The following is a 20380-nucleotide window of genomic DNA, read 5'->3' on the forward strand; positions in this document are numbered from 1 at the left end:
CCATGATCGGACGCCTGGTGGTGGTCGGCCTGGGGTTGATCGGCGGTTCGTTTGCCAAGGGTTTGCGTGAAAGTGGCCTGTGCCGCGAAGTGGTCGGGGTCGACCTCGACCCACAGTCGCGCAAACTGGCGGTTGAGCTGGGCGTGGTGGATCGTTGCGAAGATGACCTGGCGGTGGCTTGCCAGGGCGCCGACGTGATCCAGCTGGCTGTGCCGATCCTCGCCATGGAAAAAATGCTCGGCCGTTTGGCCAGCATGGATCTGGGGCAAGCGATCCTGACTGACGTCGGCAGCGCCAAGGGCAATGTCGTGCGTGCGGCGTGCGAAGCTTTTGGCGGCATGCCGGCGCGTTTCGTGCCGGGCCACCCGATCGCCGGTTCCGAGCAGAGCGGGGTAGAAGCTTCCAATGGCGAACTGTTCCGTCGCCATAAAGTGATCCTGACGCCGCTGGAGCAGACCGATCCGCAAGCCCTGGCCGTGGTCGATCGCCTGTGGCGCGAGCTGGGCGCCGATGTCGAGCACATGCAGGTCGAGCGCCACGACGAAGTGTTGGCGGCCACCAGTCATCTGCCGCACCTGCTGGCATTTGGCCTGGTCGACTCGCTGGCCAAGCGCAATGAAAATCTTGAGATCTTCCGTTACGCTGCGGGCGGTTTCCGCGATTTCACGAGAATCGCCGGGAGCGACCCGGTCATGTGGCATGACATCTTCCTCGCCAACCGCGAAGCTGTCCTGCGCACACTCGATACATTTCGCAGCGACCTCGACGCCTTGCGCGACGCGGTCGATGCAGGGGATGGGCACCAATTGTTGGGCGTTTTCACCCGCGCCCGGGTTGCCCGCGAGCATTTCAGTAAAATCCTGGCCCGTCGGGCCTATGTGGACGCTATGAATTCCAACGATCTGATTTTCCTGGCTCAACCTGGTGGCCGCCTGTCCGGTCGGATTCGCGTACCAGGTGACAAGTCGATTTCCCACCGTTCGATCATGCTGGGCTCCCTGGCCGAAGGCGTCACCGAAGTCGAAGGCTTCCTCGAGGGCGAAGACGCCCTGGCGACCCTGCAGGCGTTCCGTGACATGGGCGTGGTCATCGAAGGCCCGCACCATGGTCGTGTGACCATTCACGGTGTTGGCCTGCATGGCCTGAAACCAGCGCCGGGCCCGATCTACCTGGGCAACTCCGGTACCTCGATGCGCCTGTTGTCCGGCTTGCTGGCGGCACAGGACTTCGACAGCACCCTGACAGGTGACGCTTCGCTGTCCAAGCGCCCGATGAATCGCGTGGCCAACCCGCTGCGTGAGATGGGCGCCGTGATCGAGACCGCCGCTGAAGGCCGTCCGCCGATGACCATTCGTGGTGGCAACAAACTCAAGGGCCTGACCTACACCATGCCGATGGCCAGTGCCCAGGTTAAATCCTGTCTGCTGCTGGCGGGTCTGTACGCCGAAGGCAAGACCACCGTCACCGAGCCTGCACCGACTCGCGACCACACCGAGCGCATGCTGCGCGGCTTCGGCTACCCGGTCAGCGTCGACGGAGCCACCGCATCGGTCGAGTCCGGCAACAAGCTGGCCGCGACCCACATCGAAGTGCCGGGCGACATTTCGTCGTCGGCGTTCTTCCTGGTGGCTGCGTCGATCGCCGAAGGTTCGGAGCTGGTGCTGGAGCACGTCGGCATCAACCCGACCCGCACCGGCGTGATCGACATCCTGCGCCTGATGGGCGCAGACATCACCCTGGAAAACCAGCGTGAAGTCGGCGGAGAGCCGGTAGCGGACCTGCGCGTACGAGCAGCTAAACTCAAGGGTATCGAGATTCCCGAGGCGCTGGTTCCGTTGGCGATCGACGAGTTCCCGGTGTTGTTCGTCGCCGCTGCCTGCGCCGAGGGGCGTACCGTGCTGCGTGGCGCCGAAGAGCTGCGGGTCAAGGAGTCGGACCGGATCCAGGTCATGGCGGACGGCTTGCTGGCGCTTGGCGTCAAGTGTGAACCGACCCCGGATGGCATCATCATCGACGGCGGTTCGATCGGTGGCGGTGAAGTCCATGGTCACGGCGACCATCGGATTGCCATGGCCTTCAGCGTTGCCTCGCTGCGCGCCACTGCGCCGATCCGCATCCATGACTGCGCCAACGTCGCGACCTCGTTCCCCAACTTCCTCGCGCTGTGCGCGCAGGTTGGAATCCGCGTTGCCCAAGAGGCTCAGTCGTGAAGAGCATTGCACCGGTCATTACCATTGATGGGCCAAGCGGCTCGGGCAAAGGCACCATAGCCGGGATACTGGCCAGGCGCCTGGGCTGGAACCTGCTGGATTCCGGTGCGCTCTACCGCCTGTTGGCATTCGCTGCCCACAACCACGGCGTCGACCTGACCAATGAAGAGCTGCTGAAGAAACTGGCCGCTCACCTGGATGTGCAGTTCATCGCGGCGACCGAAGGTCAACTGCAGCGCATCATCCTGGAAGGTGACGAAGTCAGCGATGTGATCCGTACCGAAAGCGTCGGCTCGGGTGCCTCCCAGGTGGCTGCATTGCCCGCGGTGCGTGAGGCGCTGCTGCAGCGCCAGCGTGCTTTCCAGGAAGCGCCGGGCCTGGTGGCCGACGGTCGCGACATGGGCACGGTGGTGTTTCCGGATGCGCCGCTGAAGATTTTCCTGACCGCCAGCGCCGAGGAGCGGGCACGTCGTCGATATTTGCAGTTGAAGGGCAAGGTCGAGGGTGTTAGTCTGTCTAGTCTGCTAGATGAGATACGTGCTCGCGACGAGCGTGACACCCAGCGAGCGGTAGCCCCGCTCAAGCCGGCGGCTGACGCCATACAGCTGGATTCCACGGAATTATCCATCGACCAGGTGCTGGAACGCATCATGAGCGAGATCGCCATTCGCGATATCGCCGGGTGACAAGAAGGCTGCAGGGGACCAGTCATAGTCCTGTGGTGCTTCTTCTAAATGAAACTAACCCACACCGTCTGGGGTGTGGAGATGGGCGTATTCTTCGCCCTCATCAACAGGAATTAAAATGAGCGAAAGCTTTGCGGAACTCTTTGAAGAAAGCCTAAAAACCCTGAACCTTCAGGCAGGCTCCATCATCACCGGTGTTATCGTTGATATCGATTACCAAGCTCGCTGGGTAACCGTTCACGCTGGCCTGAAGTCTGAAGCACTCATCCCGCTTGAGCAGTTCTACAACGACGCTGGCGACCTGACTATCAACGTCGGTGACGAAGTTCACGTTGCGCTGGACTCGGTAGAAGACGGCTTTGGCGAAACCAAGCTGTCCCGTGAAAAAGCCAAGCGCGCTGAATGCTGGATTGTTCTGGAAGCAGCCTTCGCAGCCGAAGAAGTGGTCAAGGGCGTTATCAACGGTAAGGTTAAAGGCGGCTTCACTGTCGACGTTAACGGCATCCGTGCGTTCCTGCCAGGTTCTCTGGTTGACGTCCGTCCAGTGCGCGACACCACGCACCTGGAAGGCAAAGAGCTGGAATTCAAGGTCATCAAGCTGGACCAGAAGCGCAACAACGTTGTCGTTTCCCGTCGTAGCGTCCTGGAAGCCGAGAACTCCGCCGAGCGCGAAGCTCTGCTGGAATCCCTGCAGGAAGGCCAGCAAGTCAAAGGTATCGTCAAGAACCTCACCGATTACGGCGCATTCGTCGATCTGGGTGGCGTCGATGGCCTGCTGCACATTACCGACATGGCTTGGAAGCGTATCAAGCATCCTTCCGAAATCGTCAACGTTGGCGACGAGATCGATGTCAAGGTTCTGAAGTACGATCGCGAGCGCAATCGTGTTTCCCTGGGCCTGAAGCAACTGGGCGAAGATCCATGGGTTGCTATCAAAGCCCGTTACCCAGAAAGCACTCGCGTTACCGCTCGTGTAACCAACCTGACCGACTACGGCTGCTTCGCTGAGCTGGAAGAAGGCGTTGAAGGTCTGGTACACGTTTCCGAAATGGACTGGACCAACAAGAACATCCACCCTTCGAAAGTCGTACAAGTCGGCGACGAAGTGGAAGTTATGGTTCTGGACATCGACGAAGAGCGTCGTCGTATCTCCCTGGGCATCAAGCAGTGCAAATCTAACCCATGGGAAGATTTCTCTGGCCAGTTCAACAAGGGCGATAAAATCTCCGGCACCATCAAGTCGATCACCGATTTCGGTATCTTCATTGGTCTGGACGGCGGCATCGACGGCCTGGTTCACCTGTCCGACATCTCCTGGAACGAAGTTGGCGAAGAAGCTGTTCGTCGTTTCAAGAAGGGCGACGAGCTGGACACCGTTATCCTGTCGGTTGACCCAGAGCGCGAGCGCATCTCCCTGGGCATCAAGCAACTGGAAAGCGATCCGTTCTCCGAGTACGTTCAAGAGAACGACAAAGGCGCAATCGTTAAGGGCATCGTGAAAGAAGTTGACGCCAAAGGCGCCATCATCACCCTGGCCGACGATATCGAAGCGACTCTGAAAGCCTCCGAAATCAGCCGTGACCGCGTTGAAGACGCGCGCAACGTTCTGAAAGAAGGCGAAGAAGTAGAAGCCAAGATCATCAGCGTTGATCGCAAGAGCCGCGTAATCCAGCTCTCGATCAAGTCGAAAGACGTTGAAGAAGAGAAAGAAGCCATCCAAAGCCTGCGCGACAAGCCGCAAGCTGGTTCGGATGCTCCAGTAGCCACCACCCTGGGTGACCTGCTGCGTGCTGCACAAGCGGAAAAACAGAACTAAGTTCTGACTTTCTGTAAAAAAGGGCGACTTCGGTCGCCCTTTTTTGTGCCTGAAATTTGGTCCCTGTCCCTTGGTCACGATCTTCTGTGCGCAAGCCGCGAAACATTAATTCGCCAAAACTGTCTGTTTCTTTAGTGGGATCAATCGCTTATTTGCAGCTAGTCTTAGCTTGGGGTAAACGACGGTCAGGCAGAGTGCCTGGCATAAGGATGTGAATGAAAAGGCTCGTAGTCGTCATAGCGGTGCTGGCATTGGCAGGGTGTGCCACCAGTGCAAGAACGCATGCCGTGCGTGGGGTCAGCGGTGTCGAGATCGATTGCTCGGGGCTGGGGTCGGGATGGGAGCGGTGTCAAAAGCGCGCAGCCAAAGAATGCAAAGGTGCTGGCTATAAAGTCGTGGCAAGGTCAGATGACGCCAAGGAAGAGGAGGGATTTTTCTTCGGCTTCAATCCTGCGGGCTTTCTCACGCGGACGATGCTGGTTATTTGCAGGTAAAGGAGAAAAAACAGGGTACGGGATGGGGCTGTTCAAATTTGTCAGAGCGTGCTAAAACCTTTGAAGCGCTGATCTAGCTGCTTGAAAAAGAAGGGAAAATTATGACGAAGTCGGAGTTGATCGAACGAATTGTCACCCATCAAGGGCTGCTCTCATCCAAGGATGTGGAGCTGGCCATCAAGACCATGCTTGAGCAAATGTCCCAATGCCTGGCCACCGGCGATCGTATCGAGATCCGTGGTTTTGGCAGCTTCTCCTTGCACTACCGCGCGCCGCGCGTAGGCCGCAACCCAAAAACCGGCCAGTCCGTCAGCCTTGACGGTAAATTCGTTCCACATTTCAAGCCGGGTAAGGAACTGCGTGATCGTGTGAACGAGGATGAGGAGGAGGGGTTTTGATATCAGTTGCACTTCAAGGAGGCGCTGATGCGTAACCTCAAGCGCGTATTGCTCGCGGTATTCATTCTATTGCTGATTTTGGCAATCCTGGCGTTCGTTCTCGAGAACCAGCAATCGGTTACGCTGCTGTTCCTGGGATGGGCGGGCCCGCAACTGCCTGTTTCGGTGGTGACGGTGATTGCGTTGTTGGCTGGCATGGTGATTGGTCCGGTTATTGGCTGGTTGCTGGCACGCTCCTCCAGAGCCTCGCGCAAGCGTCTTGTTTGATCGCGTTGTACAAAGTCATCACTTATGGCGTCGTCGGATAGATCTGCAATTTCGGATGCTCGAAGGGGTAGTATTTATTTGTTTTCAAATGATTTTTTTGTCTCCTGTCGGCGCATGAGTTATTAATTCCCAGTACTAGCTGTAGAATGGCCAGCAGAAGTATTCGACCCTGGTCCGGCGCTACATTTCGATCTCAGTTGACTTGTTTTTTCTTGAGAAGGGCGTCATTGCCGAGCAGCCTCCACAGAGTTGAGGAGCCGTGCAGGAACGCCAGAAAAGCGACTGCGGGTAGCCTATAAAAGGTTTGGAACGACTTAGAGCTGTCAATCCTGCTAGAGACTATGATGCAGGAATGACTGGAAACATAACTGAGCCCCGCTTGCTGGTTGCATCTGCCAGAAGGGGGATTAAGGACTTAGAGCATGGAACTGATTCCCGTAATTTTGTCTGGTGGAGTAGGTAGCCGGTTGTGGCCTGTTTCTCGAGAAGCTCATCCCAAGCCGTTCATGGAGCTCCCAGATGGTCAGAATCTGATCCAGAAAACCTTCCTGCGCGCTTCATGCCTGGAAGGTGTTGTGGAGATTCTTACGGTGACCAACCGTGAGCTCCTGTTCAAGACCGAAGACGAGTACGGTGCGGTCAACAAAGCCAAGCTCGCTCAGGGCTATATTCTGGAACCTTTCGGCCGTAATACAGCGGCTGCCGTCGCCGCTGCTGCGCTGCAGCTGGAAGCCACCCATGGCCCGGATGCGCAGATGCTGGTGTTGGCTGCCGACCATCTGATCCAGGACGAAAAAGCCTTTGCCGAGGCAGTGGTCAGCGCTACGAAGCTTGCAGCCGAAGGCTGGCTGGTAACGTTCGGTATTCAGCCGACATATCCTGAAACCGGGTTTGGTTACATTGAAGCGCAAAAGGACGCGCCACTGAAGGGTGGTTTGAAGGTTGCGCGCTTCGTTGAAAAGCCGGATCTGAATACTGCACAAAGCTATGTCAGCGCAGGTAATTACTTCTGGAACTCCGGGATGTTCTGTTTCCGGGTGGGCACGGTGCTGGAAGAGTTGCGCCAGCATGCTCCGGAAGTCGTAGAGGCAGTTAGCAGAACGATCGAAGTTTCGCGGCTGACCTCTTCCAACAAGTACCGTTGTCTGGCGCTTGATGCAGACTCGTTTGCGGAAGTTCCAGATATTTCCATTGATTATGCGTTGATGGAACGTTCGTCCAAAGTAGCTACCGTTCCGTGCGATATCGGTTGGAGCGACATCGGCTCCTGGAATGCGGTCAGTGAATTGACCGATGCTGACGAGAACGGCAACCGATTTGAAGGTGAAGTGCTGTCCCACGGCTCGCGTAACAACTACGTGAACAGTGAAGGGCGCCTGACTGCGCTGGTTGGCGTGCAAGACCTGCTGGTGATCGATACACCTGACGCGGTGATGATTGCCCACAAGGATCACGCACAAGACGTAAAACATATCGTCAACCAGCTCAAGGCATCCAGCCACACCGTACATTTGCTCCACCGCACTGTGCACCGTCCCTGGGGTACCTATACGACACTGGAAAACGGTGAGCGCTTCAAGATCAAGCGTATCGTGGTCAAGCCTGGCGCATCCCTGTCGCTGCAGATGCACCACCACCGCAGTGAGCACTGGATCGTGGTCAGCGGTACTGCAGTCGTCGTCAACGATCAGAAAGAGTTGATGCTCCATACCAATGAATCGACCTTCATTCGCGCAGGTCACAAACACCGCCTGAAAAACCCGGGTGTGATTGATCTGGTGCTGATCGAAGTACAGAGCGGTGATTATCTGGGCGAGGACGACATCGTTCGTTTCGAGGACAACTACGGTCGCGTCGATAAGTAACGACACTGGACCTGAAATCCCGCGCTTTGCGGGGTCAGCGCGCTAGCGGCATCAGGCCCTGGCGGTCCATTCTTGCCGTTGCCGCCTCCGGGCGGCATTGGACATTTCAGTTAGTGAGCAGTATGTACCCTCCTATCGTGACGCAATGCTTTAAAGCCTATGACATCCGTGGCCAGGTCCCCTCGCAACTCAATGAAGAAATCGCCTATCGGATAGGGCGTGCCCTCGTTGCTGAATTGCAAGGTAAAACATTTGTTGTGGGCCAGGACATGCGGCTCGAAAGCCCGCCCCTCGCAACCGCATTGATACGCGGCATAACCGAGGCCGGTGCCGATGTAATCGACATTGGGCTCTGTGGCACCGAGGAAGTCTACTTCGCCACCAGTCACTACAAGGTCGACGGCGGTGTAATGATCACCGCCAGCCATAACCCCAAGGGTTATAACGGCATGAAGCTGGTCAAGGCCGAATCCCGTCCAATCAGCGGTGATACCGGTCTGGATGCAGTGCGCGTCAGAGTGGAAAACGGTGATCTGGGAGTCGTAGCCGATGCTCCGGGCCTGGTTCGTGAAGCTTTCGACAAGACTGCTTACATTGACCATCTCATCGGCTACGTGGACGTGAGTACATTAAAGCCGCTCAAGATCCTCGCAGACCCGGGCAACGGTGCGGCGGGTCCCGTATTGCATGCCTTGGCTGCCAAGCTCCCGTTTCAGTGGGTATTTATCAATGACGAGCCGGATGGAAACTTTCCTAACGGCGTGCCCAATCCATTGCTTCCGGAAAACCGCGAGCTGACGCGCCAGGCGTTGCTGGCAAACCAGTGCGATATGGGGCTGGCTTGGGACGGCGACTTTGATCGCTGCTTCTTTTTCGATGCCGATGGTCGCTTCATCGAAGGGTACTACCTGGTGGGTCTCTTGGCAGAGATGCTGTTGAAACAGCACCCAGGCAGCAAGATCATCCACGATCCACGCCTGACCTGGAACACCATCGAACAAGTTCAACAGGCCGGTGGCATTGCGGTGCAGAGCAAGACCGGGCACGCCTTCATCAAGGAACGCATGCGGGCCGAGGATGCTGTTTACGGTGGGGAGATGAGCGCTCACCACTATTTCCGTGACTTTGCGTACTGCGACAGTGGAATGATTCCATGGTTGTTGGTTGCGGCTTTGATGTCCACAACGGGTAAGACTCTGGCTCAGTTGGTAGATGAACGTATTGAGGCGTACCCATGCACCGGTGAGATCAACTACCGGGTTGAAGATGTGGCTGCTACCTTGCAGAAAGTATTGGCTCATTACCTGCCTGAGAATCCTGAGCTCGATAGGACAGACGGCATCAGCATCTCGTTTGCGGATTGGCGTTTCAACTTGAGGGGTTCTAATACTGAGCCATTGTTGCGACTGAACGTCGAGGCCAAGGGGAATCAGGACCTGATGTGGGCTCGCTTGAAAGAGATCGAGTTGCTAATTGTAGAGGCCTGATGCCTCTTCGCTCTTCGCTCTTCGATGGTCGATACACGACCTGGCGCACCTGCCAGGTGGTGACCCGCACATGCTTAGGGAAACACTTCAGTGAGTCGCCTCGCCCGATGTGGCGCATCGGGCGTTGGGGTGGGACAGGTGATTATTTCGATGAGCCTGTCCACACCCACTCCAGTGGCATGCAAGGCATGTTGTTTTCGTCGTGGACACGGCACAATTCGTCCTGGAATTCTAATCGAGGGCGAAGCGCTGTCGATCACTGACTGCTACTTCCAGCACAAAAGAAGTCTTCCACACGCCTTGATTGCCAAAAATTGAACGCAATGATACCGGTGCACGAGCTGCACCTCGGCTCCATACAGACCCGATTCGACAGCGGTGATGTTAGTATCGAGTACCTGTCGGCCGGAGAAAGCGTTTCCTTGCCCATCGGCAAAGGGTTGCACAGTGCCAGCCCGGAGGTGGTCATTGGTTATCCGACCAAGGACAGGCTGGGGGGCAGCCAGTGCTTGGCAACAACACGCAGCATTTGGCCTCCAAAGCTGATGACCTCGAAGCGGATCACGAATTCGGCTACGGGATCGTATTCTATGGCCGTCGAAATACATACAGCGGACAATCATTTATCACATTACGAGTGGGTGGGTTTAATCCAGGTGTTTAACGTAGTCAATAGTTCGCAAAGCACGTTTGTCGGATTTTCCATGATGCCTCCTGCCGTGGAGTGCAATTGATGGGTTATGGTTTTTCGAGAGCTTTTCAAGGGCAGAATCGCGGTTCCAGAGAATTGATCAGCCAACGACTTGAAGCGTACCTTCCATTTCTTGCGCCTTTGAAAGAGCTTTATCAAGACTACCCCATCCTGGCTCTGAGTTGTGGACGCGGCGAGTGGCTTGAGCTGCTTGGTCGCGAGGGCTATGCGCCTTCAGGGGTAGATCTCGATGACGGTATGCTTGAAGCATGTCGCATGCTGGAGCTGCCAGTGCGCAAGGATGACGCGCTCAGCGCTTTGCAGAAGCTGCCTGATAACAGTCTCGTTGCCGTAACCGGCTTCCAAATCGCCGAACATGTTGAATTCCCTGTCTTGCAACAGCTGATCGCTGAAGCGCTGAGGGTGCTGCGTCCTGCCGGGGTTTTGATCCTTGAAAGCCCCAGCGTCGAAAGCGTGGTGGTGGGTGCCGACCATTTCTACATGGACCCGGCCCACCAGCGCCCGTTGCCGAGCCTGCTGCTGTCGTTTCTGGCTGAGCACAGTGGTTTTGCCAAATCCAGGATCGTGCTTTTTCAGGAAGCATCCGTGCTACAGGGTGAAAGTAGCAAGGTTGATTTGTGGCAATTGCTGTCGACTACCCGCCCCGACTGTGCCGTCGTGGCGCAAAAGCAGGCACCACCCGAACTGCTCCGCGTATTCAATTGTGTGTTTGATGCGACCTATGGCGCACCGTTCGGTCCATTGGCAGTTCACGATGACTGCGTTTTGGGAAGCCAACTTTCAGGAATAGAGGATGAGATGTCGACAGGCCGTGCGGATTACCTGAAAGCATTGGACAGCATCCAGCGTCTTCAAGTCGAACAGCTACTGCAAATGCAGGAGCGTTACAAAAACAGCTTGGATTCAGCACTGGCCAAGACGGATGTATTGCAGGCTGAACTCAATAAAGCACTGGGCAATGCAAACAGCTGGCAACTGCGCGCCACTACGTACGAGCAGCAACTTGAAGCCGTGCGCAGCAGCACGTCGTGGCGCATTACGGCGCCATTCCGCTTCATGGTTCGCGCCATCCGCTGGCCATTTCGTTCCAGCAGGTCTTCGCTGAGCCAAGTGTTGCTCCGCGCAGTTCCCCACGCTCGGCTCTATCTGGCTCGCCGTCCTGTAATCCAGCGCCGGCTTATGGCGATCTTGAATCGCAGCCCATGGCTGCTGGCCAAGCTGCGTCATTTGCATCAGCGCACTCTTAACGCCGTTGCGGCAGCGACTGCCAATGGACTTCCAGATGGTGCGATTGATCACGCACCACTGACTCAACGGGGCCGGACTATCGAGAGTGCCCTCAGGGAAGCCATGATTAAGGACCAGAAATAATGCGTATCGTAATTGACATGCAGGGCGCACAGACTGAAAACCAGTTCCGTGGTATTGGTCGCTACAGCTTGTCCCTGGCGCAAGCTATCGTGCGTAATCGTGGTGAAAATGAAGTTTACCTGGTGCTCAACGGTATGCTCGGCGAGAGCCTTGACAGCATCCGCACCGCCTTCATCGGGCTACTGCCGCAAAGCCACATTCGTGTGTGGTATAGCCAAGGGCCTGTTTGTGAACACGATCCAGCAAACACTGCCAGAAAAGAAATGGCGCAACGGATTCGACAAGCTTGTATCGATGACCTGAAACCTGACGTTGTACATGTCACCAGCGCGATAGAAGGCTACGTGGACGATGCGGTCATCGGCAGTCCTCTACTGGACACTCATGCTCTTGTCAGCGCCACCATCTATGACCTGATCCCGATGGTCACCCCGAAGCAGTATCTGGACAGCAACCCCGGCTATAAAAAGCTTTACCTGGAAAAAGTGGCTACTTTCAAGGATTACGGTTTGCTGCTTTCCATCTCCGATTTCGCCCGAGAAGAAGCGTTGTCGTTGCTGCCGCTGGACGGCGCGAACATAGTCAACGTCTCCACTGCGGCGGACGATGTCTTCCGGCCGATTTCTCTCAGCATGGCTGAGCGTGACGCGCTCGATAAAAAATTCGGCCTGCGACAAAAATTCGTGCTGTATTCCGGTGGCGCCGATGACCGTAAGAACCTGCCGCAACTGATCAAGGCCTTCGCCGTCATAAAGACGGAACTGCAAGATGTTCAGTTGGTGTTTGCGGGAAAAATGCCCGAGTCCCACATCTACAACTTCCAGAAACTTGCCCATGAGCAAGGCCTGAGCCAGACCGACCTGGTGTTTACGGGCTACATTACCGACGCTGAGTTGGTCGCCCTGTACAATTTGTGCAATGTGTACGTGTTCCCCTCATGGCATGAAGGTTTTGGCTTGCCACCGCTTGAGGCCATGAAGTGTGGTGCTCCAGTGATTGGTGCCAATACGTCCAGCGTGCCGGAAGTGATTGGCTGGGAAGAGGCGACCTTCGACCCGTTTGATATCCATGCCATTTCCGGAAAACTTCGTCAGGCGCTGACAGACGATACTTTCAGCGCTGCACTGGTAACACATGGCTTGCAGCGCGCAGAACATTTCTCCTGGGACCGTACCGGAAAGGCAGCTGTAGCGGCGTTTGAGCAAGCTTTGGCGAAATTTAAGCGGCTAGAGAATCGCAGTGATACCTCCCGGTCAACAGGAGACGGTACACGAGCGCTGATCGACGCGCTGGTGGATACCGGGCACCTGCACACAGGCGCTGTGGACATTCAGCGGCTAGCCAAGGTAATCGATTATTCGCTGCAAGGTCTGGCCGGCAAGCCAACTCTGTTCGTCGATATCTCGGAGTTGTGCAAGCATGATGGCAAGAGTGGGATTCAGCGAGTAGTGCGCAGCATTTTGGCGGAATGGTTGAACAATCCTCCCGAAGGTTATGAAATCAAGCCCGTGTACACCAAGGTGGGGGAGACTTTTTACCGCCACGCGACGCATTTCACCACAATGTTCATGGGTAAAGACGTTAGCGAAGCAGGCCACGACGAGGCGATCAGCTACCGGGCAGGGGACGTCTACCTGTGTCTGGATCTACTCATGGACGTGCTTCCGTACAAACAAACGTACCTTGATACGATGCGCGCCCATGGGGTCAGCATCTTTTTCGTGGTCTACGATCTCCTGATTCTGCAGCTTCCTCACTGTTTTGTTGAAAGTCTGCAAGCGCACTATATGAAATGGATTCATGCCGTAGCCCAGTACGACGGCGCGATCTGTATATCCCATGCAGTCGCTGACGACCTAGGCAAGTGGCTGGACAAAAATGCGCCACCACGCAAGCGTCCATTTCGTATTGGTGCGTTCCATCTGGGCGCCGATATTGATCAGTCAATGCCTTCCACTGGTTTTCCGGAAAATCCTGCGCTGCGGATCGAGTCGCTGGAGGCATCCCCGAACTTTCTGATGGTCGGTACATTGGAGCCCCGCAAAGGGCATGCGCAGACCCTTGATGCATTTGAGCTGCTTTGGGCTGCTGGTGTTCAGGCAAACCTGATCATTGTGGGCAAGCATGGCTGGCTGGTGGATGACCTTGCGACCAGACTTGTAAATCATCCAGAATTGGGAAGACGGCTACTCTGGCTCGAAGGGGTAAGCGACGAATACCTGGAACACCTCTATACCCACTGCGACTGCTTGGTGGCCGCCTCATATGGCGAAGGCTTTGGCTTGCCATTGATCGAAGCGGCACAATACAAGCTTCCTATAATCGCAAGGGATCTGCCTGTATTCAATGAAGTGGCGGGCGAGTTCGCCTGGTACTTCAAGGGGACCACTGCGCAGGATATTGCTGATCGCTTGACCGAATGGCTGAAGTTGTATGAACACAACCAGCATCCGCAGTCCGGAGAAATGCCTTGGCTGACCTGGAAAGGCAGTGCGCAGCAGCTCATTGGCGAGATTGATAAGTGCGCGTTCTAACGCGCCAGCCATTATTTAGTATGAATTTCAGGACCTTTTGATTATGGATTTCAAGCTTGACTCAACGGGGAGGGCCGGCTTTGCAGTGGCTCTGGCGATTGGATTATTTTTTGTCTGGCGGTACTTTCCCACCGGTTTCGTCTTAGGGACCTCTTCTTATTGGTTGACCGAAGTTGATGACGTCACTCAATATTTTGCTGGTTTCAATGCGTTTTTCAGCGCGCCGTTCAGCTATCCGCTGCTGAGCTTCGATAGCATCAATTATCCACAAGGCACCCGGGCAACGTTTGTAGACGCGATACCCCTGTATGCGCTTTTACTCAAGCTCTTCGTACCTGCCAGTTTTGCTCCATTCAACCCCTTCGGAGCCTGGGTGGCCTTGGCATTCGTCGGTCAGGCAATATGCGCGTGGTGGATACTCCGGGAGCTGCAGATAAAGTCATGGCTTGCTTTGCTAGCCTTGGTCGTGTGCTTGCTGACGTTCCCGGCGCTGACGACGCGGTTGGGCCATATCTCGCTGATGTCGCACTGGATCCTATTATCCTCTTTGGCACTGTACATCCGGTGCAGGAGGACCAGCGAACCACAGCGAATTGCCTGGTCACTGCTGCTGGTAGTTGCTTTTTATATCAACATTTACTTATTTGTAATGGCCAGCGCCATCTATGTGGTCAGTTGCCTGTGCAATCGTGCGAGATTCCAGCCAGCCGAAATGGGTCGGGCGCTAATTCCGTTCCTGATAATCGGCGCGAGCTTATTCCTTACCATACTGCCTATGGATCAGACTTCAGTAGGCAAGGAGGGGGGCTTTGGCATTTATTCGATGAATCTGCTATCGCCCTTTCACGGCGGAAAATACCTGAACTTTCCCGACCCGGAAATGCCGGGCCAGTATGAAGGATTCAACTACATCGGCCTCGGCGTACTCCTGGCATTTGCATTGAGCGTCGTGCTCAACCGCAAGGCCGCTGTGGGGAGTTTTTCGCAACACCGGGCATTGACATGGCTAATGTTTCTGTTTGCTGCCTATGCGTTGTCCGACACCGTCTATTACGGCGTCCACCAAGTAGTAACCATTCACTATCCGTCGTTCATGGATCGAATCACTTCCCAGTTCCGGGCCTCCGGGCGTTTCTTTTGGCCGGTCGGATACTGTGTCGTTATCTTTGCAATCGCGACCCTGTACAAGAAACTTAGCCCGGTTTTATTTTCGGTGTGCATGGTTTTGTTGGTGCTGCTGCAAATGGCTGACCTGACTAACCTGCGCCATCGACTTGTCGATACCGCCAAACGTCCGGCTTCTCTTGTATTGACGCAGTCTGCGTGGGATGAACAAGTCACCAGCGACATTCAGTATCTGTACTTCTTTCCAAAGTTCCGCTGTGGGCGTTCCGAGCTGATTCTCAACACCTTGATGCCCACTATGCGCTATGCCGTTGTGCATGGCATCAAGATCAATACTGGCTATGTATCTCGCGCGAACTCCAATTGTAGCGTCGAGAGCACAAAGGCTGAAATTGCTGCATCAGCACCGGACCACTCCTTGTATGTGTTCGTCAAAGGCGACTATCCGCAAGTGGAACAGGTGAAAGCCTTGTTTCCTGATAATGATCAGCCAACATGTACCGAAATCGACTTTGCCCATATCTGCCGTCTAAATCACCGGGTGCGTGAAACTCAATGATAACTTTAGAAAAACGCAAAATTTCCCTAGTGTCTCCTTTTTACAACGAAGAAAAGGGCGTGCAGGCATTCTTCAATCGAATCAATGAAGTGTTTGAGCCGCTTGCAGACCGGTACGATCTTGAAGTCATCGCCATTAACGACGGAAGCCGTGATCAGACCTACGAGGAACTGATCAAGGCCAAAGCGAAAAACCAATACCTGACAATTGTCGACCTGTCGCGTAATTTCGGTAAGGAGGCTGCCATTTCTGCAGGGCTGGACTTCGCGACCGGTGATGCGGTGATTCCGATTGACTCCGATCTTCAGCATCCACCGGAAGTGGTCATTGAACTCATTGAAAAATGGGAGGAGGGCGCTGAGGTGGTTCTGGCCAAGCGGGTCGACCGTGAAACCGACCGTGCCATTCAAAAGCTGAGTGCCAACTACTTCTACAAATTCCACAACCGTATTTCCGACATCGATATCCCGGCCGATGTCGGCGATTTTCGCTTGATGGATCGCAAGGTGGTCGAAGCGTTGAAGACGTTGCCTGAGACCCGCCGCTTCATGAAAGGCCTGTTCGCCTGGGTAGGTTTCCGTACCACTACGGTGGAGTACAAGGTGGCCCCCCGCGAGCACGGCACCACAAGCTTCAACACCTGGAAGTTGTGGAACTTCGCGCTCGAAGGTATTACTAGCTTCAGTTCTGTGCCTCTTCGAGTGTGGACCTATCTGGGCTTTGCGGTCTCAACTTTGTCATTCCTTTACGCAGGCTATCTGTTAATCAAGACATTGTTCTTTGGCGCTGACACTCCTGGTTACGCCTCAATCATGATTACCGTGCTGTTCGCCAGTGGTGCGCAGCTGATCGGGATTGGCGTTCTCGGCGAGTATGTGGGCAGGATCTTTGCAGAGTCCAAGAATCGGCCGGTATATATTGTCCGTGACGTGATCAAGTGAATAACGTGATCATTCCTGCGAAGTACCATGAATTCATACGCTTCGGTCTGGTTGGCGTAGCGAACACAGCAGTGCATGCCGGTATCGTCATTGCATTGATGGAGGTCTTCGCGCCACCAGCCTTTGTCGCTAATGGTGTGGCATTTGTATTTGCCAATTTGATGTCTTACACGCTCAACAGCCGGTTTACATTCAAGATCCCCGTGAGCTTCCTGGGTTACCGGCGCTTCCTTTTCGTGTCCCTGGTATCTTTGGCGCTCACCCTTCTGATCACCTCGATAGTTGAATACCTGGGTTGGCATTACAGTATTGGTTTGGTAATGGTGATCCTTGTGGTGCCGGTATTGAACTACTTGGTCATGAAGGTCTGGGCATTTGCCCCCGCACGATGACTGAGGCGGCTTGATCGCGGGATAGCCGGACCCATGGACGTGCCTATCCCTCAGCTGGAAAGACAAGATCGTAAGTTATTCAAAGGCTGAAGACTGCTTATAGTTGATCGACGGTTCAACATCCGTCGATCAACTAGAGGTACAGCAGATGATTAGTGCTGGTAGCACTCGTTAAAGATAGCCAGTGGGGCAAGTGATTCATTGTTTTGTAAAAGACTGGTGTCAGCACCCCAACCATGAAGTATGGCGGCGTAATACGATGCCGCCTTCAGGGTGGAGCTGGTTCTAATGCTGGCGGCGCTCATATCGACTAATTGACGTGCGTAGTTTTCAGCCGTGAAGGTCGATTTTGCCCATTCCTGCGCTTGCTGGCCTTTTACTTCCAAGAGGTCAGGGTTTGCATGAAGAGACAGTAGCGTTGCTTCAAGCTCTTCAATTTCATTGACATGGTTTATTTTTAAAACGTATTGGTCGGGGAGCTCGCTGTAAAAACCTGTATTGGTGACAACTGTGGTTTTTCCGTAAAGCATCGCTTCGATTGCCGAGGCAGATGCCGCCTCCAGGCTAGGCCAGCGCAAGCAGCTTACCAGGTCTGCATCAATGATGGCGTTTGCCAAAGTGTCCGCGTCAACCTCACCAGAAATCTCGACGTCTACGCCATGACTTTGCGCGAGTTCGAGGATTTTAACTTTCATTTCAGGCTGAATGGCCCCGACCAGTCGATAAGACACTGTCTCTCGAAGCGTCGGGTTGCCGCCTATGGCCTTGATGCAGCTTTCAACTCTCTTATTGGGGTTCACATGGCCAATAGTCAGCAGCTTGAGCTTGGTCGTTGGCGAGCGCTTTTGCTTTGTTCCAGCTAATGCAAGGCCAGGAGAGTTGTAAGCCAAGGGCACTACTCGTACAGGCCCGGGGCAAGAACTCAATACTCTATCGCAACCCCAGTTGCTATGAGTTACAACGCCGGTTGCCATCGAGCAAACCCACTCCGTCATCGGGGAATGATTTTTGGTAAACTCGATGAATTCTTCATGACCATTAACGCTATAAAAGCGCTCCGCGGTCTCGTCCGAATAATAAGTCTTCAGTACTTTTTGAGCCTGCTCGGTGTTGTGTTGAGACCAGTCCCAAAAAAGATGGCCCAAGTAAAAATCATGTAGGCAAACAATGCCACTAAAGCGCGCTAGCCACTCAATATTGCCCTGGTGAAATTCGTAGTTATCTCCAATTTGATGAATGCAGATGTCGGCACGAACTATATTGGCCTCGACTTCGGCCGTGTCTAACCAAGAAATAATATTGCAGCCGAAGTCATGTGTTGCGGAGTCCAGATGGCCGGTCTTTTCCGTGCGTACAACAACGACTTCATGTTTTTGAGATAATAGAGCATGTGTGACTAGGCTAGTCATTCGGCCAATGGCCGAGGTCTGAATGGCTGGGGTGAAAATTAGAAACTTCATTTCAGCAACGCCTCGATGGTTTCATTCCAATTGACTCCCAGGCTATTCCAGAGTGCGTTTGCGGCAGCCCCGTATTCGACAGTGATGGATTTACTTGCGACTACAGCGCTCATGGCAGCGGCTAGGCTTTCAACGGTAGGTTCTGCCACCCAACCGGTTACACGGTCCTTGACCAATGCTAGTACGCCACCGCTGTCATTGGTGGTGATTAGTGCCTTGGAGGCAGTAGCAGCTTCCATGGTCACATACCCCATCTCTTCATCGAATGGTATATAGGCAACAGCCATCGCACCATTTACGTACTCAACGTAGGTGGCGCGTGGTAAAAAGCGTAAATCCAGGCGAACGCGGTCCGCTACGCCCAGTGCCTGGACCATATCAATCAATTTCGCCGCATCTGCTGGAGAGTCCGGTGGCCCGGCAATAATTAATTTGACGCGTTTATCTGTCTTGGCTAAAGCCTGCAGGAGCAGATACTGACGCTTCATACTATTGACTCTACCGCCAGCGAAAATATAGTCGCCGTAGGTGCCGTTAACGAATGATTCTGGATCATTTACGGGAGGGACCAACACAGTGGAGTCAAACCCGTTGTATTTCAGAAGGCGCTGGCGGGTGTTCTCAGAGATGCTGTAGATATGCCTGCTCTGGGCAAAGCATTCGTTATCTGCATTCTGAATGGTGGAGCGAATATCGTGCCCACTTTGCCCAGGTGGTAGATTTGTTTGACCTACATCAAACAGATCGTAGGCTTGGCGATACTGGTGCACAAGCCATAACGTTTTGCGTGGGTGCTGAATCAAGTAGGCCGGGAATTTAAGAGCGATTACATGATCTACATTCATCAGCTCAAGTGCGCGCGCCATCAACATCTGTGAGGGTATCGTGGTCGAAGGCTCCCATTGAAATGGAATGCGCAAGATTTCGGACTCGTGTCCTGCAATTATCAACTGCTTCTGCAAATTGGCAGCGAGTTCCTCGGCACCACCCCATAGAAAAGGCGCCATGTTGTTGACAACCAAAACTTTCATGCTAGGAGTCGCTCTAGAACGTGTTTCCAGGAAATATTCAAGTCAGTCAACCGTTGTTTGGCATTGATGCCCATGGCTTCAGTATTGGCCCGACTCAGGTAAAGTTTATCCATTGCTATTGCGAGGGATTCTGGAGTCGGATCAGCAATAAGGCCATTGAAACCATCCTGTACCAGTTCCAAAACTCCGCCAGAATCCGTCGTGGTCAAAATCGCTTTTGAGGAGTGGCTGGCTTCCAGGCTAGGATAGCCGTAGGAGTCTTCGTCTACCGGTAAATAGGCGGCCGCTAGACATTTTGAAAACTGCTCGACTTTTTCTTCTTCGGTGATCCAACGATTTTCCAGAAAAACCCGACCGGATAGGCCGGTTTCGTTGATTTTTTCTTCTATCGACCTGGGATAATCGGCCCCGGCACTTGAGCCTAAAAGCCTTAATCGTACCGGTGTCTTGGTAAGCGCCATAGCCTCTACCAGCAAGTGCTGGCGTTTATGGTGTTCCAGTCGGCATATATAAACTATTTCATCGTTTTGACCGGAGCAATGGTAGCGCTCAGGTTGAAAAACCGGAGGATACAAAACTTCGCTATCCACCCCGTTGTAATGTTTAAGCCTTGCCGATACAACTTGCGAGTTGGTGAACACAGTTTTTGCTTCACGCAAAGCTAGATCATCAACGGAATACAATGCGTCGCGAAAGCCGCGAAACTTTTCGTCGTCGGGATAAGGGCGATACTCGGAGTCCCAGAGGTCATAAAAAATGCGCACGTGATGTATGAACCACAGAATTTTATGTGGATGCGGAATCAAGTGAGCTTGCGGTCGGAAGCATATTATCCGATCGGCCGACTGAAGGTCTATCCAGCGGAATGCCATCATCTGCTGAAACAATGTGTCGGGGTTGTCTATCTCTGGTAGATAGACAATTTCAACTTGGTGGCCTGCTTCCTTTAGTGTGGCCGCAAGCCAATCCACGATGTTTCGGCCTCCGCCGAAAACAAATGGCACCATTGTAGAACACAGTGCGATTTTCATT

At 54.2% G+C, this 20380-nt stretch carries 16 protein-coding genes; 13 read left to right on the plus strand and 3 right to left on the minus strand.

Annotated features, from left to right (window positions below; translation table 11 throughout):
• Positions 1 to 2: 2 nt before the first annotated feature.
• From ACYP2Q_RS05875 to ACYP2Q_RS05935, 13 genes are all read left to right on the plus strand, one after another.
• Positions 3 to 2210, plus strand: a complete 2208-nt coding sequence (locus ACYP2Q_RS05875) for a bifunctional prephenate dehydrogenase/3-phosphoshikimate 1-carboxyvinyltransferase (protein ID WP_459730080.1) — start codon at positions 3 to 5, stop codon at positions 2208 to 2210.
• Positions 2207 to 2896: a (d)CMP kinase gene (cmk, locus tag ACYP2Q_RS05880; RefSeq protein ID WP_046819430.1), complete on the plus strand. Its 690-nt coding sequence runs from the start codon at positions 2207 to 2209 to the stop codon at positions 2894 to 2896. The genes ACYP2Q_RS05875 and cmk overlap by 4 nt, the downstream gene beginning before the upstream one ends.
• Before the next feature lie 118 nt (positions 2897 to 3014).
• Positions 3015 to 4712, plus strand: coding sequence for a 30S ribosomal protein S1 (gene rpsA, locus ACYP2Q_RS05885; protein ID WP_046819431.1), 1698 nt, complete (start codon positions 3015 to 3017; stop codon positions 4710 to 4712).
• A 215-nt stretch (positions 4713 to 4927) separates the two neighbouring features.
• The gene (locus ACYP2Q_RS05890; RefSeq protein WP_459729648.1) at positions 4928 to 5206 is read left to right on the plus strand and encodes a hypothetical protein; all 279 of its coding nucleotides are present in this window, start codon (positions 4928 to 4930) and stop codon (positions 5204 to 5206) included.
• Positions 5207 to 5307: 101 nt separating this feature from the next.
• Complete coding sequence (ihfB, locus tag ACYP2Q_RS05895) at positions 5308 to 5604, plus strand: integration host factor subunit beta (RefSeq protein WP_002554561.1); 297 nt, start codon at positions 5308 to 5310, stop codon at positions 5602 to 5604.
• A 27-nt stretch (positions 5605 to 5631) separates the two neighbouring features.
• Positions 5632 to 5871: a LapA family protein gene (locus ACYP2Q_RS05900; protein ID WP_459729649.1), complete on the plus strand. Its 240-nt coding sequence runs from the start codon at positions 5632 to 5634 to the stop codon at positions 5869 to 5871.
• Positions 5872 to 6293: 422 nt separating this feature from the next.
• Complete coding sequence (locus tag ACYP2Q_RS05905) at positions 6294 to 7736, plus strand: mannose-1-phosphate guanylyltransferase/mannose-6-phosphate isomerase (protein WP_459729650.1); 1443 nt, start codon at positions 6294 to 6296, stop codon at positions 7734 to 7736.
• A gap of 122 nt (positions 7737 to 7858) precedes the next feature.
• Positions 7859 to 9223 carry a phosphohexomutase domain-containing protein gene (locus ACYP2Q_RS05910; RefSeq protein ID WP_459729651.1) on the plus strand — a complete coding sequence of 455 codons (1365 nt, stop codon included), beginning with the start codon at positions 7859 to 7861 and terminating at the stop codon, positions 9221 to 9223.
• Between the two features lie 733 nt (positions 9224 to 9956).
• On the plus strand, positions 9957 to 11306 hold the full coding sequence (locus ACYP2Q_RS05915) for a class I SAM-dependent methyltransferase (RefSeq protein ID WP_459729652.1): 1350 nt from the start codon (positions 9957 to 9959) through the stop codon (positions 11304 to 11306).
• Entirely contained in the window at positions 11306 to 13840 is a 2535-nt protein-coding gene (locus tag ACYP2Q_RS05920; RefSeq protein ID WP_459729653.1) for a glycosyltransferase family 4 protein, read from the plus strand. The genes ACYP2Q_RS05915 and ACYP2Q_RS05920 overlap by 1 nt, the downstream gene beginning before the upstream one ends.
• A 43-nt stretch (positions 13841 to 13883) precedes the next feature.
• Positions 13884 to 15524 carry a DUF6311 domain-containing protein gene (locus ACYP2Q_RS05925; RefSeq protein ID WP_459729654.1) on the plus strand — a complete coding sequence of 547 codons (1641 nt, stop codon included), beginning with the start codon at positions 13884 to 13886 and terminating at the stop codon, positions 15522 to 15524.
• The gene (locus tag ACYP2Q_RS05930) at positions 15521 to 16465 is read left to right on the plus strand and encodes a glycosyltransferase family 2 protein (protein ID WP_459729655.1); all 945 of its coding nucleotides are present in this window, start codon (positions 15521 to 15523) and stop codon (positions 16463 to 16465) included. The genes ACYP2Q_RS05925 and ACYP2Q_RS05930 overlap by 4 nt, the downstream gene beginning before the upstream one ends.
• Positions 16462 to 16857, plus strand: a complete 396-nt coding sequence (locus ACYP2Q_RS05935; RefSeq protein ID WP_459729656.1) for a GtrA family protein — start codon at positions 16462 to 16464, stop codon at positions 16855 to 16857. The genes ACYP2Q_RS05930 and ACYP2Q_RS05935 overlap by 4 nt, the downstream gene beginning before the upstream one ends.
• 152 nt (positions 16858 to 17009) lie before the next feature.
• On the opposite strand, the gene ACYP2Q_RS05940 is transcribed toward ACYP2Q_RS05935, so the two are convergent.
• From ACYP2Q_RS05940 to ACYP2Q_RS05950, 3 genes are read right to left on the minus strand one after another with little or no spacing between them, the layout of a single operon-like run.
• Positions 17010 to 18317 (minus strand): glycosyltransferase, encoded by a 1308-nt coding sequence (locus ACYP2Q_RS05940; protein WP_459729657.1) that lies wholly within the window; start codon positions 18315 to 18317, stop codon positions 17010 to 17012.
• Positions 18314 to 19348 (minus strand): glycosyltransferase family 4 protein, encoded by a 1035-nt coding sequence (locus ACYP2Q_RS05945; RefSeq protein ID WP_459729658.1) that lies wholly within the window; start codon positions 19346 to 19348, stop codon positions 18314 to 18316. The genes ACYP2Q_RS05940 and ACYP2Q_RS05945 overlap by 4 nt, the downstream gene beginning before the upstream one ends.
• A complete protein-coding gene (locus ACYP2Q_RS05950; RefSeq protein ID WP_459729659.1) occupies positions 19345 to 20379 on the minus strand; it encodes a glycosyltransferase family 4 protein in 1035 nt (344 codons plus the stop codon). Before ACYP2Q_RS05950 ends, ACYP2Q_RS05945 begins: the two co-directional genes overlap by 4 nt.
• Position 20380: the final 1 nt, after the last annotated feature.

The organism is Pseudomonas sp. MHK4, from assembly GCF_054600775.1.